At 60.1% G+C, this 18,171-nt stretch carries 14 protein-coding genes; all 14 read right to left on the minus strand.

Annotation, left to right across the window (positions count from 1 at the left end):
* Nucleotides 1-17: 17 nt before the first annotated feature.
* Complete coding sequence (locus LRR79_RS13935; protein WP_231757792.1) at nt 18-929, minus strand: AAA family ATPase; 912 nt, start codon at nt 927-929, stop codon at nt 18-20.
* 98 nt (nt 930-1,027) lie between these two features.
* Nucleotides 1,028-2,212 carry an O-succinylhomoserine sulfhydrylase gene (locus tag LRR79_RS13940; protein WP_231757793.1) on the minus strand — a complete coding sequence of 395 codons (1,185 nt, stop codon included), beginning with the start codon at nt 2,210-2,212 and terminating at the stop codon, nt 1,028-1,030.
* A 476-nt stretch (nt 2,213-2,688) separates the two neighbouring features.
* Nucleotides 2,689-4,173 (minus strand): amidophosphoribosyltransferase, encoded by a 1,485-nt coding sequence (gene purF, locus LRR79_RS13945; protein WP_231757794.1) that lies wholly within the window; start codon nt 4,171-4,173, stop codon nt 2,689-2,691.
* 68 nt (nt 4,174-4,241) lie between these two features.
* Complete coding sequence (locus LRR79_RS13950) at nt 4,242-4,739, minus strand: CvpA family protein (RefSeq protein ID WP_231757795.1); 498 nt, start codon at nt 4,737-4,739, stop codon at nt 4,242-4,244.
* Nucleotides 4,740-4,882: 143 nt separating this feature from the next.
* On the minus strand, nt 4,883-5,512 hold the full coding sequence (locus LRR79_RS13955) for an SPOR domain-containing protein (RefSeq protein WP_231757796.1): 630 nt from the start codon (nt 5,510-5,512) through the stop codon (nt 4,883-4,885).
* 102 nt (nt 5,513-5,614) lie between these two features.
* Entirely contained in the window at nt 5,615-6,877 is a 1,263-nt protein-coding gene (gene folC / locus LRR79_RS13960) for a bifunctional tetrahydrofolate synthase/dihydrofolate synthase (RefSeq protein WP_231757797.1), read from the minus strand.
* Nucleotides 6,878-7,139: 262 nt separating this feature from the next.
* Nucleotides 7,140-7,994 carry an acetyl-CoA carboxylase, carboxyltransferase subunit beta gene (accD, locus tag LRR79_RS13965; protein ID WP_231757798.1) on the minus strand — a complete coding sequence of 285 codons (855 nt, stop codon included), beginning with the start codon at nt 7,992-7,994 and terminating at the stop codon, nt 7,140-7,142.
* A gap of 261 nt (nt 7,995-8,255) precedes the next feature.
* The gene (trpA, locus tag LRR79_RS13970) at nt 8,256-9,068 is read right to left on the minus strand and encodes a tryptophan synthase subunit alpha (protein ID WP_231757799.1); all 813 of its coding nucleotides are present in this window, start codon (nt 9,066-9,068) and stop codon (nt 8,256-8,258) included.
* Nucleotides 9,069-9,079: 11 nt separating this feature from the next.
* Nucleotides 9,080-10,300: a tryptophan synthase subunit beta gene (gene trpB / locus LRR79_RS13975; protein WP_231757800.1), complete on the minus strand. Its 1,221-nt coding sequence runs from the start codon at nt 10,298-10,300 to the stop codon at nt 9,080-9,082.
* 3 nt (nt 10,301-10,303) lie between these two features.
* Nucleotides 10,304-10,957: a phosphoribosylanthranilate isomerase gene (locus LRR79_RS13980; protein WP_231757801.1), complete on the minus strand. Its 654-nt coding sequence runs from the start codon at nt 10,955-10,957 to the stop codon at nt 10,304-10,306.
* 174 nt (nt 10,958-11,131) lie between these two features.
* Entirely contained in the window at nt 11,132-12,019 is an 888-nt protein-coding gene (gene truA / locus LRR79_RS13985) for a tRNA pseudouridine(38-40) synthase TruA (RefSeq protein ID WP_231757802.1), read from the minus strand.
* 153 nt (nt 12,020-12,172) lie between these two features.
* On the minus strand, nt 12,173-15,346 hold the full coding sequence (locus LRR79_RS13990; RefSeq protein ID WP_231757803.1) for a FimV/HubP family polar landmark protein: 3,174 nt from the start codon (nt 15,344-15,346) through the stop codon (nt 12,173-12,175).
* A gap of 329 nt (nt 15,347-15,675) precedes the next feature.
* The gene (locus LRR79_RS13995; protein WP_231757804.1) at nt 15,676-16,680 is read right to left on the minus strand and encodes an Asd/ArgC dimerization domain-containing protein; all 1,005 of its coding nucleotides are present in this window, start codon (nt 16,678-16,680) and stop codon (nt 15,676-15,678) included.
* A gap of 315 nt (nt 16,681-16,995) precedes the next feature.
* On the minus strand, nt 16,996-18,111 hold the full coding sequence (gene asd, locus LRR79_RS14000) for an aspartate-semialdehyde dehydrogenase (protein ID WP_231757805.1): 1,116 nt from the start codon (nt 18,109-18,111) through the stop codon (nt 16,996-16,998).
* Nucleotides 18,112-18,171: the final 60 nt, after the last annotated feature.

Below are 18,171 nucleotides of genomic sequence, written 5' to 3' on the forward strand. Positions count from 1 at the left end.
CACAAACCCCGTTCGCCTCAGGCGGCGATGATATCGACCTGGTGCATCATCCGCTCCACCAGCTGCGTACCGTCGCTGCCGTCGCTCTGCAGGCGGTGACCGGCCACAGACGGCAAGACCGCCTGCAGGTCTTCCGGCAGCAGGTGGCCGCGGTTGTGAATCAGCGCCCAGGCACGGGCGGCGTGTAGCAGAGCCAGCGCGCCGCGCGGAGAAAGCCCAACGCCACATTCGGCGCTCTGGCGGGTGTGCTGCACCAGGCGTTCCAGATAATCCAGCAGCGAATCGGAGGCCTTGACCTGACTGACCAGCCCCTGCAACTTCCGTAGACCGTCACTGTTGATACGCGGCTTGATCTGCGCCAGCTGGGCACGGGGATCTACCCCTTTGAACAGGGCCCGCTCCGCTTCCCGGGTAGGATAGCCAAGACTGATACGCATCAGGAACCGATCGAGCTGCGACTCCGGCAGTACAAAGGTGCCGGACTGTTGCAGGGGGTTCTGGGTGGCGATCACGAAGAAGGGCTCGGGGAGCGGACGGGTTTCGCCGTCCACACTGACCTGGCGCTCTTCCATCGCCTCCAGCAGTGCGCTCTGGGTTTTGGGAGAGCTGCGGTTGATCTCGTCGGCAAGCAGTAGCTGACTGAATACCGGCCCTTCGTGGAAACGGAACTGGCCGGACTCCCGCTCGAAGATGCTCACGCCGATAATATCCGCGGGGAGCATATCGCTGGTGAACTGGACCCGCTTGTAGCTGAGCCCCAGTACCTGGGCCAGTGCGTGGGCCAGAGTGGTTTTGCCCATCCCGGGCAGATCTTCGATCAATAGATGACCACGGGCCAGCAAGCAGGCCAGCGCCAGTTTCACCTGATGCTCTTTCCCTAACAGAACCTTGCCGATGTCATCGACAATAGCGGAGATGATTTTTTGCACGGCAAATCCATTACAGCTCGGTTTTTCTTCACTCAATGATAGGCCCCGGGGTAACCGGGGCCATTCATCATGTCACATTCCGCGCCATTGTGACCATTTTACGTGATCGCCGACAAGCCTCGCGCCAGATCCGCCTTCAGATCATCCGCGCTTTCCAGGCCAACGGAGATACGGATCAGGTTTTCGGTGATGCCGGCTTTCTCCTTGTCTTCATCGCTCAGGCGGCCATGGGTGGTGGTTGCCGGGTGCACGATGGTGCTTTTGGCGTCGCCGAGGTTGGCCGTCACCGAGAAGATCCGGCAGGCATCAATCACCTTCCAGGCCGCCTCGCGTCCACCGGCGACGGTAAAGCTGAATACAGCGCCGAAACCACTCTGCTGGGCAGCGGCCAGCTGGTGATTGGGATGGCTGGGCAAGCCCACATAATTAACCTTCTCCACTTGCGCCTGCTCTTTCAGCCACCAGGCGATATCCAACGCACTGGTACAGTGCGCGCGCATACGCAGATTCAGTGTCTCCAGCCCTTTCAGGAATACCCAGGCATTGAACGGGCTCAGGCTGGGGCCACAGGTGCGCAGGAAGATGACGACTTCGTCCATGACTTCTTTCCTGCCCACCACCACGCCTCCCAGACAGCGACCCTGGCCATCGAGGAATTTGGTGGCGGAGTGCACAACAATGTCGGCCCCCAGCGCCAGCGGGCGTTGCAGTGCCGGGGTACAGAAGCAGTTATCGACCACTAACTGTGCACCGGCGCTGTGGGCGAGGTCGGCCATGGCGCGGATGTCCGCGACTTCGCACAGGGGATTGGACGGTGTTTCCATAAACAGCAGTTTGGTGTCGCCATCCAGCGCGTCTTTCCAGGCCTGGAAGTCGGTGAGTTCGACGAAGCTGACTTTAACCCCGAACTTGATCATGTAACGGGTAAACAGTGCGGTGGTGGTGCCGAATACGCTGCGGGAGCAGATGACTTTGTCACCGCTGTTCAGGGTGGCCATGCACAGGCTGAGAATGGCGGCCATGCCGCTCGAGGTGGCAACGGCGGCCTCGCCCCCTTCCATCGCGGCGATACGCTCTTCGAACATACGCACGGTGGGGTTGGTGTAGCGGGAGTAGACGTTACCGGGAGAATCCCCGGAGAAACGCGCGGCGGCTTCGGCCGCGGAGGGAAAGACGTAACTGGATGTGGTGTAAATAGGCTCGGCGTGCTCGCCTTCCGCCGACCGGCTCTGGCCTGCCCGTACCGCCAGTGTTTCCAGTGCGTAGCCGTCGTCTTCAAACATGGATTAACCGTCCCGGGTTAGAAATTGCTGAGCTGGTAATCTTAACCCATGAAGGCGGCTTGGGCAGAGCGAATCATAAAAGCTACGAAGTAAATAGATTTAATGCGAAGACAGAGTAGCGGGGATCCGTTTTCAAAAGCGTCGGCGACAGGGACGTCGCCGACGCAGCGTACATGGACGTATTCACAGCGGTTTTGAAAACGGATACCCGCTGCTCTGTCGCCAATACTGGCAAAATCGGAGCTCATTTTACCACCGCGGTACGGGGTGCTACGTAGGTAGGGCACTGGCGGCACTGCTGCCGGAAGTTGTTTGCGAGACACGCCGTAAACCCATCCATGGGGGCTCTTCCGCGAGGTCCCTCTCGCGGAAGGTCTCGCAAACAACTTCCGGCATCAGCGCCTTAACGATTGGCAAATACACTTCGACCCACCGATGGGTGGGCCGAATAAAATAAGAGGGAGCCTTACTAGAGCTTACAACGAGCTCTCGTTGCCCTTCCCTTTCGCATTGTCATTGCGCGCCGCATGCAGGCTGTCCAGGTATTCCTGGGTAACATCACCGGTGATGTACTTGCCATCAAAGACCGCGCAATCAAACTCCTTGATCTCGGTATTGCCATCCCCAGAGGACACCACCAGCTCATCGAGATCCTGATAGATCAGCCAGTCCGCGCCGATCTCCTCACACACCTCTTCAGTGGTGCGGTTGTGGGCGACCAGCTCGGTGGCAGAAGGCATATCAATGCCGTACACGTTCGGGTATTTCACCGCCGGCGCAGCCGAGGCAAAATAAACCTTGTTGGCACCCGCATCGCGCGCCATCTGGATGATCTGCTTACAGGTAGTACCGCGCACGATGGAATCGTCCACCAGCAGTACATTCTTGCCGCGAAACTCCAGCTCGATCGGGTTCAGTTTCTGGCGAACCGATTTTTTACGCTGTTTCTGACCCGGCATGATAAAAGTACGGCCGATATAGCGGTTCTTCACCATACCTTCCCGGAATTTTACACCCAGACGATGTGCCACCATCTGGCCCGCGGAACGGGAAGAATCCGGAATCGGGATGACCACGTCGATATCGTGGTCCGGGCGCTCGCGCAGGATTTTTTCAGCCAGGTGCTCGCCCTGACGCAGACGCGCCTTGTGCACGGAAACACCATCCATAATGGAATCCGGGCGGGCGAAGTACACGTGTTCGAAAATGCATGGGCGCAGCTGCGGGTTTTCTGCGCACTGTTCGGAGTGCACGGTGCCGTCCAGCTCGATGTAGATACATTCACCCGGTGCCACATCGCGCACAAGGGTGTAACCGAGAACGTCCAGCGCCACGGATTCCGAGGCCACCATATATTCCGTGCCCTGATCGGTCTCGCGCTTACCGTACACCAGCGGACGGATGCCGTTGGGGTCGCGGAAGGCGACCACGCCGTAACCGACAATCATCGCCACACAGGCGTAACCACCGCGCACCCGCTTGTGTACCGCGCGCATGGCCGTGAAGATATCTTCGGCTTTGGGCTGGAGTTTGTGCTGCTTGTGCAGCTCGTGGGCAAAGACGTTGAGCAGGACTTCCGAGTCGGAGTCGGTATTGATGTGGCGCAGGTCCTGCTGGAAGATCTGTTCCTTCACCTCATTGACGTTGGTGAGGTTGCCATTGTGGGCCATGGCGATGCCGTAAGGGGAGTTGACGTAGAAGGGTTGGGCCAGCGCGGGGCCGGAGCTGCCGGCGGTGGGGTAGCGCACATGACCGATACCGAAGTTGCCGGTCAGGCGCTGCATATGGCGCGCCCGGAAAACGTCGCGCACCAGGCCATTGGCCTTTTGCTGATTCAGGCGGTCCCCATCACAGGTGACGATGCCGGCGGCGTCCTGGCCACGGTGCTGCAACAGAGTGAGCGCGTCATATAACTGCAGATTGACGTCACTCTTACCGACGATTCCAACGATGCCACACATACTTCAGATAACCCCAGTCATTTCGAAATGGTCATGGTGATCCCGCGCCGCCTCCTGCAGCCCATCGATCAGTCAATTTGCCCTGCGAAGAAGTCCTTGATCGCGCCTGCCGCTTCGCGCGCGCGATCCTCAAATTCGAGAAAATGCGGTATCAACGTCGATTGCTGCCACCAGCCGTCCTGGTCCACCGGCGCCAGTGCCGGGGCAAAGATCAGCAACGCCATCACAATGATGCAGCCGCGGAACAGACCGAACACCATACCCAATACCCGATCGGTGCCCGACAGGCCGGTGGCCTCCACGAACGCAGACAGGGTCATATTCAGGCCGGCTCCTGCCAGCAGGGTAAAGATGAACAGTATGGAAAAGGCGGCTATGGCCTGTAGTGAAGGCGTATCGACGAGGTTGGAGAGCAGTGGCGCCAGCTGGTCGCGGAACATCATCGCCACTACGAACGCCGCCACCCAGGTGAGTAGCGACAGTACTTCGCGCACGAAGCCTCGGCTCAAGCCGATCAGCGTGGAGATGGCGACGATTGCCAGAATGGTCCAGTCAGCCCAGTTCATTCAACCCTACCTGCTACGCGGCGGCTGCCGCGAAGAGCGCGCATTCTAACTTACCGACCGGAGCCAGTGAAGCAGTTCACCAAATCCAATGACAAGCTATTCGAAAAGGAGTGCATGGTAAGGTCAGCCCGCGCCCGCCGGTATCAGGCCCGGTAGCGCAGGATGAGGGTCTCGGTCTTGAGGAGTTTATCCAGCTTCTGCTTTTCTGACTGCGCATCCACCCGGCTCAGTTTGGGCCCCACAAATACCCGTACAAAGCGGCCCTTGGGGGTATCCACGGCGCGGGTATAGGCACGGAAACCGGCATCCATCAGTTTATTGCGCATGCGGTCAGCGCTGGCCGCCTCTTTGTAGGCCGCCACCTGAACCACCCAACCCTCGGGTAATCCCTGGTCATCCAGCTGAGTCTGCTCCGCTGGCAGCTGCAATTGCGCTGCTGATTCGGTCGGCTTGGAGGGCTCAGGCTCCGCTTCACCCTGAGCCACCACTTCCGGCTCCGCGGGTGACTCCGACGCAAGGGATACCGCTTCCGGGTCCGGCGCGGGGCTCGAGGGCTCCACGTAATCCGGCTGGAACACGTCGTTTACCGGCGGCGCGGGCGCGATATTCTCGATGGGTTGTGGCTCGGCAATGGAAATTGGCTTGATATCCGGCGCCGCGGGAATCTGACTGGTAACGTCGATATAACGCGCCCCTTCCCGGTCAAACAGCGAAGGCAGGAAAATGACGGCGAGCGCCGCCAGCACCAGGGCCCCCACAATACGCTGCTTCACCCCATCGTTCAGCCGGCGAGGCGAGCCCTTGGGGCGTTGTTGAGAATTGGATTCGGAGTCGCTGTCCCCACCGGCCATGTGTCTGTGCTCTCTAGGTCTGGGCTATTCGGCTCCACCGAGCCGCTCTATTTCGGACAATACTTCCGCAACGGTAAAGAAAGACCCGAAAACAAGCAACCTGTCTTCCCTGCCCAGCACGCCCATGGCCACCGGTAACTGCTCCACCACCGGCGCGCAACGGTCCGCAACCTGCTCCCCGGCAACCCCCGCCGCCGCAAGCCCCGCCAGAATCTGCTCGGCGTTCGCCGCGCGCGGATTATCCGGCAACAGCGCCGGAAACCAGTAGTCCACCGTCGCTTTCAGTGGCTCGACCAGACCGTCCAGATCCTTGTCCGCCATCACCGCCACCAGCGCCACCGTACGACCCGTCACCGGATGAGCCGCCAGCCAATCCGCCAGATAGTTCGCCGCCGCCGGATTGTGCCCCACATCCAGCAACAGGTTGCGCTCCTGCCAACGCACCGCCTGACAACGACCGGGCATCTGCAGCGCTTCCAATACCTCACAAACCTGCTCCGCCCCCGGCAACTCCCCCGCAACCGCCAAAGCCGTCAACGCCGCCGCCACACTGGCCGGCGGCAACCGCAGCGCCGGCACACCCAATGACAGAGCCGGCTCCGCCTGCAGGGAATACTCCCCATCGGCAAGGGAAAACGCATGCCCGATAAAAAAGCTCTCACAGCCAAGCTCGCCGGAAACATCAATCACCGAAGCCGGCGGCTGTGGATCCGCGCAAATAAAAGTCTTCCCCGCACGCAGAATTCCCGCCTTCTCCCGGCCAATCACCTCCCGGTCATTCCCCAACCAGGCCTCGTGATCCACCGCCACACTGGTAATGATCGCAATATCCGGATCGACGATATTGACCGCATCCAGGCGACCACCCAGGCCCACCTCCAGCAACGCAAACTCCACCTCCGCCTGCTTGAACAGCCACAAAGCCGCCAGCGTCGTGAATTCAAAATAGGTCAGACTAATCTCACCCCGCGCCTGCTCCACCACCTCAAAGGCCGCGATCAACTGCCCGTCGTCCACCTCCCGCCCGTCAATCCGAATGCGCTCATTAAAGCGCAGCAGGTGCGGCGAACTGTAAGCCCCCACGGAATGGTCCCCGGCGCGCAACAGCGCCTCCATGGTGCGCACACAACTGCCCTTACCGTTGGTCCCCGCCACGGTAATTACCCGTGGGGCTGGCGTCAGCACATCGAGATCGCTCGCCACGGCAGCAACGCGATCCAGGCCGAGTTCGATTTCTGTAGGGTGGAGTTGTTCCAGGCGGGAGAGCCAGGATTGGAGGTCGCGCATGAGGTCACCGGTACTTATTCAGATGGAAGAATTTTAGCCGGTATACAGGGGGCAAGAAACTGCAGGGAAAATTAGCTTGAGAAAAACGCAAAGGCTGATGAGAAGGCGGTGATACCGGGGGCGGTCTTGCGAGACCTTCCGCGAGAGGGACCTCGCGGAAGAGTCCCCATGGATGGGTTCACGACGTGTCTCGCAAGACCGCACCCGGTAGCATCGCCGCCACAAGGCCAGCTACCGGGACCCCGAGACCCAAACCAAGGGATCAATTATTGGAAAGCTTACCCAGAATCCGGCTAACCGTATTCCGCATATCTTTGCGCGGAATAATCATATCGATCGCACCGTGCTCCAGCAGGAACTCCGCACGCTGGAAACCTTTCGGCAGCTTCTGACGGATCGTCTGCTCAATGATATTCGGCCCGGCGAAACCCGCGCGCGCACCCGGCTCCGCCGCATTGATATCCCCCAGCAACGCCAGAGAAGCAGAAACACCACCGTACACCGGATCCGTCATGATCGAAATGTAAGGCACACCCGCCATCCGCATCTTTTCCAGCACCGCCGACGTCTTCGCCATCTGCATCAGCGAGATCAGCGCCTCCTGCATCCGCGCACCACCGGTGGCCGAAAAACAGACCAACGGAATATTCTCTTCCAGGGCACGCCGGGCCGCACGGGTGAACTTCTCACCCACCACATAACCCATGGAACCACCGTGGAAAGCAAACTCAAACGCCACCGCAACCACCGGCTTGCCTTCCAGCAAACCCTGCATCGCCACCAGCGCATCTTTCTCACCAGTCGCCTTCTGCGCCTGGGTCAGACGGTCTTTATACTTCTTGACGTCCTTGAACTTCAGGCGATCCACCGGCTCCACATCCGTCGCCAGCTCCTCGCGGTGCTCCGCATCCAGGAACATATCCAGGCGACGACGGGCACCGATACGGAAGTGGTGCTCACATTTCGGGCACACATCCAGATTGCGCTCCAGCTCCGGCAGGTACAGGGTGGAATCGCACTTGACGCACTTCTTCCACACCCCCTCCGGCACCTTGCTCGCGCCAGCGCGGCGCTCGGTACGAATCACAGACGGAACAATTTTTTCTAACCAGCTCATTCTGTTACCAAATCCAATACTTGCCATTTAGCACCACGGTCAACCCGAAGCACTCTGAATTCGTTTCCTGCCGGACAATACCCTGCTTGCTGAAGGGCCCAGCCTATATGACCGGCAATTCTAAAACCGCGAATTAAACCACTTTCAAAAAAATTGCACTTGGCCAGATAAGCCGCAAAATCGGGCTTTCTGGCCAAACGGTATTACAGGCTAGTCGGCGCCTGATTTATCAATGAACCTGCGCCAACCCCACACACCCATTCACGCGTCGAGCGCTGCACGCATTTCCGCCACAATGCCGCCAATACGGTCTTTGGCTGCAGCGCCGTCCGCCGCCTCGCCCACCGCCGATACCAGCACACTGCCCACTACTGCACCGTCGCCATCGGCGCTGACCGCTTTCGCGGAAGCGCCGTCCTTGATACCAAAGCCGACACACAGGGGCAGATCCGTATGGCGACGAATCCGCGCCAGGTTATCGCGCACCGAATCCAGATCCAGGTGGCCGGCACCGGTCACGCCTTTCAGGGATACATAGTAGACAAAGCCACTGGCCAGCCTGGTGATTTCGGCAATACGCGCATCGCTGGTGGTGGGAGTCAACAGGAAGATATTGCGCAGGTCACGCGCCTGCAGCAGATTGTTCAGAGGGCCCGCTTCTTCCGCCGGCAGGTCCACCGTCAGGGCACCATCACCACCGGCCTCCTTCAGCGCATCGGCAAAGGCTTCCGCACCCATTTTCTCGATGGGGTTGGCGTAACCCATCAGGATGACCGGCGTCTCGTCATCCTGAGAGCGAAACTCCTTGAGCAACTCCATGCACTTGCGCAGCGAGGCCTTCTGCTCCAGCGCACGCTCGTGCCCTTTCTGGATCACAGGCCCTTCCGCCATCGGGTCGGAAAACGGCACACCCAGCTCGATCAGGTCGGAGCCACTGGCTACCAGCTGATGCATCAGGTCCACGGTATTTTCCAGGCCACCATCGCCGGCCACGATATACGTCACCAGCGCCTTGCGCCCTTCGCTGCGCAACTTGGCAAAACAGCGATCAATTCTGTTATTCAACTCACTCACCACTGTGCTCCTTACACCTCAATACCGTCGATGGCCGCGACGGTGAAAATATCCTTGTCACCGCGACCAGACAGATTCACCACAATATTCTGATCCGGCTTCATGGTGGCGGCGAGCTTGACCCCATAGGCCACGGCGTGACTGGACTCCAGCGCCGGAATAATGCCTTCGGTGCGGGTGAGCTTACGGAACGCGTTCAGCGCTTCGTCGTCATTGATCGCGACATAATCCACGCGACCAATATCCCGTAACCACGCGTGTTCCGGCCCCACACCGGGGTAATCGAGGCCCGCGGACACGGAGTGTGTCTCGATGATCTGTCCGTCGTCATCTTCCATCAGGTAGGTGCGGTTGCCGTGCAGAACACCGGGGACACCGTCGTTCAGTGGCGCCGCATGGCGACCGGTTTCCACCCCGTCACCGCCCGCTTCCACGCCGTACATTTTTACCGATTCATCACCGAGGAACGGGTGGAACAGACCAATGGCATTGGAGCCGCCGCCCACACAGGCCACCAGCGCATCGGGCAACTGGCCGAACTGCTCCAGGCTCTGGCGACGGGCTTCGCGGCCGATAATCGAGTTGAAGTCACGCACCAGCTGCGGGTACGGGTGCGGGCCGGCCACAGTGCCGATAATGTAGAAGGTATCGTCCACATTGGTGACCCAGTCGCGCATGGCTTCGTTCATGGCGTCCTTCAGGGTCTTGGAGCCAGACTCCACCGGGATCACTTCCGCCCCCAGCAGTTTCATGCGGTACACATTGGGGGACTGGCGCTTGACGTCTTCCGCCCCCATGTACACTGCGCATTTCAGTCCCAGGCGAGCGGCGACGGTAGCCGTGGCCACACCGTGCTGACCGGCGCCGGTTTCCGCAATCACCCGCTTTTTCCCACTGTGCTTGGCCAGCAATGCCTGACCCACGGTGTTGTTCACCTTGTGCGCGCCGGTATGATTGAGATCTTCACGCTTGAGCCAGATTTTTGCGCCGCCGGCGGATTCTGTCAGCCGCTCCGCCAGATACAGAGGCGAGGGGCGCCCCACATAGTGGGCCAGGTCATAGTCGAAGGCTGCCTGGAAATCCGCGTCGTCTTTCAGGCGCTGGTACATTTCCTGCAGTTCATCGAGGGCGCTGATCAGGGTTTCGGAGACGAAGCGTCCACCGAACTCGCCGAAGTGCCCACGGGCATCCGGATAGGCCCCGAAATCGATGGGCGAACTGGGTTTACTCACTGCTCAAACTCCTTGGGTCAATGCGTTACTGCGCGCGTCGCTTGTTGCGGCGCTACGGGCGGCATCGATAAATGCACGCACTTTTTGCGGGTCTTTACGGCCAGGGGCGGCTTCTACGCCACCGCTGACATCCACGCCATGCGGATGGGCAGCGGCAATCGCTTCTGCAACGTTCTCGGGATTGAGGCCACCGGCCAGAATAATGTGGCGGTCACCGCCCTGGGGCACCCGCTGCCAATCGAAGGTGTCTCCGGTACCCCCGGGCACCCCCTTGCGATAGGCGTCCAGTAGCACCCCCCGGGCGTCGGGGTAAGCCGCCATGGCTTCCACCGGATCCAGATCCGGCTTCATGCGCAGGGCTTTCATATACGGGCGATGGAATTGACGGCAATAGGGCGCATTTTCATCGCCGTGGAACTGGAGCAGATTCAGGGGCACCAGCTTGAGAATATCTTCCACTTCCTGTGGGTGCGCATTGACGAAAAGCCCGGTCAGTACCGCAAACGGCGATACGGCACTGGCAATTTCTGTTGCCAGCTCGACCGTCACATGCCGGGGGCTGGGAGGGTAAAACACCAGGCCCAACGCATCCGCGCCGGCATCTACCGCCAGGCGAGCGTCTTCGACACTGGTAATCCCGCAGATCTTTACGCGCATAATCCATTAATCGTTTGTGTGGAATTTCACACTTGCACCTACACCACCAGCCCGACGCGCTACGCCGTACATCCCGGAAGCTGGCAGCAGAAGAATTCGGAGAGCAGGCGATACTAGCAGATCACCGGGCGCGACGAAACGCGCAGGCCAGCGCGTTCCATCCATGGCGCAGCCTTACGGATCCCTGCCGATGGTACCCAGCGGTTGCGAGACCAACAGAGGGCCAGGTGCCACGGCCGGCAGTGCAAACTCCGGCGGGTACTGAACATCCACCAGATACAGACCATGTGGCGCGGCGGTAACCCCGGCAGCGGTGCGGTCCCGCGCGGCAAGCACCTCCCCCACCCACGCAGGCGGGCGATCACCGCGCCCTACCGCCATCAATACACCGGCGATATTGCGCACCATATGGTGCAGAAACGCCGTGGCACTCACCTCCAGCACAATCAACCGCCCTACCCGGCCGATATCCAACCGTGTGAGCCGCCGTACCGGCGATTTCGCCTGGCACTGGGCCGCGCGAAAGCTGCTGAAGTCGTGCTCTCCGATCAGGTACCGGGCACCTGCGCGCATGGCCTGTATATCCAGTGTGCGTTCGGTCCAGGTCACTTCGCGCGCTGCCTGTGCTGCGCGGGTCGGCGCACTGTGGATCAGGTAGCGATAGGTGCGGTTGCGCGCGGAAAAGCGCGCGTGGAACTGCGCCGGCATCTCCTTCGCCCAGTGCACCCGTACATCGAACGGCATCTGGGTATTCACCCCCTGTATCCACGCCTTGGTGGGGCGTACGGCGGTGGTATCGAAGTGGATCACCTGACCGGTGGCGTGTACCCCCGCATCGGTGCGCCCGGCACACACCAGCGCGACCGGCTCTGCAGCAACCTTCGACAGCGCCTTTTCCAGGGTTTCCTGCACCGTCTGCGGATCGTGTTTCTGCTTCTGAAAGCCCCGCAGGCGCGTGCCACAGTATTCCACACCCAGTGCAATGCGGTGCACCCCCTCAGGCAGAGATTCGCCCGCCGGCACCTCGCCGTTGGGTTTGTAGTGGTAAATCTTGTTCATCATGGGCGCATTTTACACTGACCCGGACTATTGACCCGGAATACCGCTCCAGAACACTGGCCCGGAAAAAAGAAGACCCCGCAAAAGCGGGGTCAAAGTGTTGTTGCTGTAGACAGCGTGAAAATCGAATCAATCGGCGTTAGCGCTCCCGAGCAATCAGCTCATGCGCTCCAGCATCTCCTTGGCCCGCTGCTGGTGTTCCCCGGCCGCTTCCTCAACGACTTCGCCGAGGATTTCCCGGGCCCCATCTTTGTCGCCCATGTCCAGGTAGGCCTGCGCCAGTTCCAGCTTGGTGCTGACTTCGTCGCTGCCTTCCAGCAGGTTCAGCTCGGAATCCAGATCACCTTCCAGATCAAAGCTCAGATCACCCAGTTCAGCAGACGACTCCTTTGCGGGCGGCGTACTGGCAGCGGGGCTCGGTGCTGCGGGCTCCTCGACCACAGCCAGGTCCAGATCCTGCTCGCTGGCGGCTTCCGACTGGGCGGGGCTCGCGGCGGCAGGCGCTTCAGCCTCTCCTTCCAGCTCAAAGTCACCGAGGTCGATACTATCGAGATCCAGACCCTCGAGGTCATCACCGAAGCTTTCTTCCAGATCACCACTCAGTTCGCTCTCGAGGGCACCGAACGCCAGCTCGTCCTGGGAGGACTCCGCTTCCGGCGCGGCCACCGCGTCATCTTCCGCAGACGTTTCGTCGGCGTCGTCCATCGGCGTCAGGTCCAGGTCGAATTCCAGACCGCCGTCATTCGCGTCCGCCTCGGGGGAAGCAGAGACCGGAGCCTCTTCCGCCACCGGCACCTCGTCGCTGGCGGCCATGTCGAAATCGCCATCCAGATCCAGACTTTCCAGGCTCTCCAGGTCGAGCTCACCGTCGGCCATCAGATCATCGAGATTGAAATCATCGGCTTCCTGACTGGTCTCTGTGGTGCTGCTTTCTGCGGACTTGTCCGCTTCCGACCCCAGGTCATCTCCCAGGTCCAGGGAGAACTCTTCTTCCGCCGGCTGCGCGTCCTGCACTTCTGCCGTATCCGCCCGTCCGTCCAAAGACAGGTCGTCACCCAGATCCAGGTCGAGCGCAAACTCATCTTCCGAGGCCGTCGCCGCGGACTCTTCGCCGCCCAGATCCAGAGAGAGATCGTCCAGAGACTCCAGATCGCTCTCGCTGTTCTGGATAACCGTGTCACCGCTGTTACCGGCGGTCGAAAACTCATCCAGATCATCAAAGCTCACTTCGCTAGTGTCGAAGTCAGCACCCATATCGTCGAGCTGTGCGGCTTCCAGCGACTCACTGGAAAAATCATTTTCCGGTGCAACAAAAGCACCGATACCGGCAATGGTTTCCCGCAGGCGCGCGGCGCGGTCCGCTGCCGGGCCATCGCTGTAGCTCAGCAACTGACGGTAGTGCTCATCAAACTGGTTCCCGTCCTGCTGGTGTGCGTACACTTCCAGCAGCATCAGCCGCGCATCCACATTTTCCGGTGCAGATTTGAGGCCTGCCAGCAATTTCGCTTCCGCTTCCTGATACTGATCCAGCGACAGGTGGATTTCCGCTTCCGCCACCGGATCGTCGGTTTCCACTTCACTCAGCTGGTCGATATCAAAATTGTCGTTGGCTTCGAACTCTTCAACGGCAACCAGAGTGTCGTCTTCAAAGGCTTCCTCAGGCGCTTCTTCCTGTGCGCGCTCCGCCGCCATCTCCGCCTCGACCTGACGAATGGCCTCCTCTTCTTCCTTGCGGCGACGCCAGCTCATAAATCCGAACAGGCCGGCCAGCAGCGCACCTGCGCCAATACCGATCGGCACAATGTTGTCCATGATCCGCTCAACCAGAGTGGGCTCAGGGCGCGTCTGCACGACGACACGATTGCGGCTCGGCTCCTGCTCGGGTGCCGGCGCCACTTCCGGTGCAGCTTCCACGGTCTCGGTCACTTCCGGTTCGCCGGTGTCTACACCCGCATCACCGGCCATGGCAGCATCATCGATGGCGGAACCGTCTTCGACCACGCTCTCACCAGAGGCGTCCGCTTCCAGCCCGGCCTCGATCTCGGCTTCGAGTCCATCAACACCCGCCTCTGTCTCCAGCGCGTCGTTGGTCTGCTCTGCCGCCGCCTGTACCGCCTGCAGCTCTTCGTTAGAGACTTCAACCAGCTGCTCCATGGTATCGATCTGCTCATTGAGCTCGCCAATACGCTCCTGCAGCTCGGCACTTTCGAGGCGGGATTTATCCAGTTCTTCCTCGGTCACCGCCAGCTCACCTTCCAGCGCGTCACTTTCGCTGGAACCACTGCCGGAGCCGGACAGTACCGATTCATTATCACCAGGCGCCGCCAGCGACACCCGACCTTCCAACGCATCGCTTTCGACGGTTTCTTCGACGGAGGCACGGGCATCCAGCGGTGCACCGGTCACATCGGTATCCGCCACGCGCTCGCGCCAGGCATCGTTCTGGGTGGCGACCTGGGTAACCGCTTCGGTGAGCGTGAGGTTGCGCACCTCATCTGCAGTGGGCAGACGCAGTACTGCGCCCTTCTTCAGCAGATTGATATTGTTGTTGATAAAGGCCTCGGGATTGAGGCGCTGGATCGCCAGCATGGTCTGCTGCACGGAGAGATCGCGGGACTCGCGACTGTCGCGGGCAATCTCCCACAGGGTTTTATTGGCTTCCACCGGGCCGTATACCCGGCTGCCAGAATCACTGGCCGTCTGCGGTTCGCTATAGCTTTCCGCCGGCTCCTCGTACACAGGCTGTTGCGGCTCTTGCGCAACGGTCTCCTGAGGGGCGGTGTATTCTGCGGCCGGCGGCTCAGCGGGAGCCTGAACCGGCTCTGGCGTGCGCTGCACGGTGGGCTGGATCGGTTTCTGCACCGGCGCATTGCGCTGCACCTGCTGGCGCTCGCGCTCCGCGGCGCGTACAGGCTGCGACGCGGTATTGGTGGAGAAGGCCGGCAGGTCCATCAGCAGGGTGTATTCCCGCAACAGACGGCCGCTGGGCCAGCGGGTTTCCACCAGGAAGTTCAGGAAGGGCTCGCGAATCGGCGTACGGCTGGTAATACGCACCACGGGCTGGCCACTGGAGTAATCCACGTCGAAGCGGATCCCGTCGAGGGCATAGCCCCGATCGACGCCAGCGCGCTCAAAATCTTCGGTGCTCGCCAGGCGAACCTTGATTTCATTTTCGCCCAGGCCACGGGTCTGCAGCAGTTTGATCTCTGCATCGAGTGGCTGATTGAGTGTTGAATTCAGCTTGATCTCACCCAGACCAAGCGCCAGAGCCCCATTGCCACCCAGTGCGCTGACTAGACCCACCGCAAGTGCCAGCTTTTGCACACGCATATCCGATTCCCTTTATTGTTAGAATCACGCCGGCAAACTGCTCAAAAATCACCCAGCTTATTCCAAGCAACCAACAGTTTCCGACTTGTGCCACTTTTAATGCACAAAAATTACTCAAAAAGAACCGGCGCTGAGACACCAGGCTCTACTCTCCGGCGAAACTTTCTTCGATTAACCAGCAAGCGCTGGCGAAAGAGTCACCCCCCGAAAAAGACGTGGCCTATCCGAAGTGCCGCTTAACACTACTGGCCACACCCCCAAGCGCCGCCATGCCCCGAAAGGGTCAAAGTTAAGAAGAAACCTTCAGAAAGGCCGCTAAGTATTAAATATCAATGGGTTTTTAGCAACAAGTGGACAATCTGTACACAGTTAATTGCGACGTCTTTACGCAAATTGTCGGATGCCGCACAAAAAACGACCTGACGCGGATTGATCAACCCGCTGCGCAGACGTCCCAGCAGCGTACTCTCACTACCGACGGCATCCTGTGCCGACGGGCGCTCACGTACTTCCAGGCGCGCGCCATTGGTCAATAAACCGCGTACTGTTTCGAGCGCCAGCTGCTCTTTCAACTGCACGCTGATATTCGCCAGCTGACCGTGAAACACCGAGGCTGTGTTGATGCTTGCATCCAGTGCCACGTCTTCACCCAGCAGGCGACGCAACTCCAGCACCAGTGCCAGTTCGCTGAAATTATGCCCACTTTCCAGCAGTGCCTCAGCGGAGCTGAGATGGTTGAACGCGAGACGCTGGCCGGTTGCTTCGTCCACGTCCGGGTCCTGACCATTAAACAGACGCGCGGTCTGTGCGGCGGCTGCATCCACGCTGCTTTTGCCCAGCGCGGACACCGGCTGGTTCAGCACGACTTCCACCGACTGCAGCTGCGACTTCAGCGGAAACAACGCCTCGGCCAGCATGGCGGCACCGGCACCGGGCACGGCGATCACTTTGCGATCGCTTTCATCCCGCTGATTGAGTTCCGCGCTGTTCAGCAGCGGGTGAATCAAGGCAACACTTTCGTCACCCCGGGTAATACCCGCCGCATCCACTATCCAGGCACCGGCCTCCTCGGCCTTGGCAAGGGCCGCCGTGGCGGTTTCACCGGCGGTCAGAAGCAGCACAACCTGCTCCGGTGCAAAAGTGAAGTCTTTGATGGCGGTGACCGCGACGCTGCGATTTGCGAATACCTGCGGATCGACTTCGGCTTCGTCGTCAATCACCAGCTTGAGCTGGCCCGGGGTGACGGTCTTGCGCTCTTCCAGGATCTCCAGCAGCGCGTCAAAGGGCGCGCTGCCAACACCAACGATCACCAGTTCCCGGGTGGATTCGGTCATATTTGTACTCACGTGTATTTTCGAATGCTTTTCAGCCAGGTCGACCACTAAAGCAGCAGTCTGAAATTGCGGGGGATTATACTCGTGGAGAGTCAGGGGGGAAGCTGTCAGGGGGGATATATGACACTGGGACACGCAATTGCGAAGTTCAGTGGCGGTGCCGCTGCCGGGTAACACCTTGTGAGACACGGGCTAGGCGCCCCCCCTCAACCCATCCCTGGGGGCTCTTCCGCGAGGTCCCTCTCGCGGAAGGTCTCACAAGGTGTTACCCGATATCGGCACCTTCGCTCAGGCAGCTAAGCTCTGGCTAGCAAATCAAAGCTTACCAAGCAAAATTAGCAGCACGCGGCGCAGCGGCTCGGCGGCCCCCCAAAGCAGCTGGTCACCAACGGTGAAGGCGTTCAGGTATTCGCCACCCATGCTCAGTTTGCGCAGACGGCCCACCGGGATATCCAGCTTGCCGGTAACCGCAGTCGGGGTCAGCTCTTTGAGGGTCACTTCGCGGTCGTTAGGCACCACTTTTACCCAGTCGTTGGCAGAGCCGATGATTTTCTCGATCTCTTCCAGCGGCAGGTCTTTTTTCAGCTTCACGGTGAATGCCTGGCTGTGGCAGCGCATGGCGCCGATGCGTACACAGGTACCATCCACGGGCACGGTGCTGTCGGTGCGCAGAATCTTGTTCGCCTCCACCTGGGCCTTCCACTCTTCGCGGCTCTGGCCGGACTCCAGCTGGGTGTCGATCCACGGCAACAGGCTACCGGCCAGCGGCTCGCCGAACTGCGCGGTGGGGAAGTCGCTGCTGCGCATGTTTTCCGCCACTTTGCGGTCGATTTCCAGAATGGCACTGGCGGGGTCCGCCAGTTCAGAGGCGACGCCATCGCGAATGCTGCCCATCTGGGAGATCAGCTCACGCATATGCTTGGCGCCGGAGCCACTGGCTGCCTGGTAGGTCTGAGCGGTTACCCACTCCACCAGGCCCTCTTTGAACAGGCCGCCGAGGCCCATCAGCATCAGGCTCACGGTGCAGTTACCACCGATATAGTTCTTCACACCGGACTCGATACCGTTGTCGATCACATCGCGGTTCACCGGATCCAGCACAATGATGGCGTCGTCGTTCATCCGCAGACTGGAGGCAGCGTCGATCCAGTAACCGTCCCAGCCTTTTTCGCGCAGCTTGCCAAACACTTCTTTGGTGTAATCACCGCCCTGACAGCTGACAACAGCGTCCAGCTCGGCCAAAGCGTCCAGGTCGTAGGCGTCTTTGAGGGGCGCGACTTCTTTGCCAATTTCCGGCGCTTTACCACCGGCATTGGATGTGGAGAAAAATACCGGCTCGGCAATATGCGCGAAGTCGTTTTCATCCAGCATGCGGCCCATCAAAACGGAGCCGACCATACCGCGCCAGCCTACGAATCCTACCTTGTTCATTTCATTACCCTGTTGGTTAATCTGTTTACTGGATCCCGGCCTTCGCCGGGATGACGGCTG

The organism is Microbulbifer elongatus (assembly GCF_021165935.1).
GTDB classification, from domain to species: Bacteria; Pseudomonadota; Gammaproteobacteria; order Pseudomonadales; family Cellvibrionaceae; genus Microbulbifer; species Microbulbifer elongatus.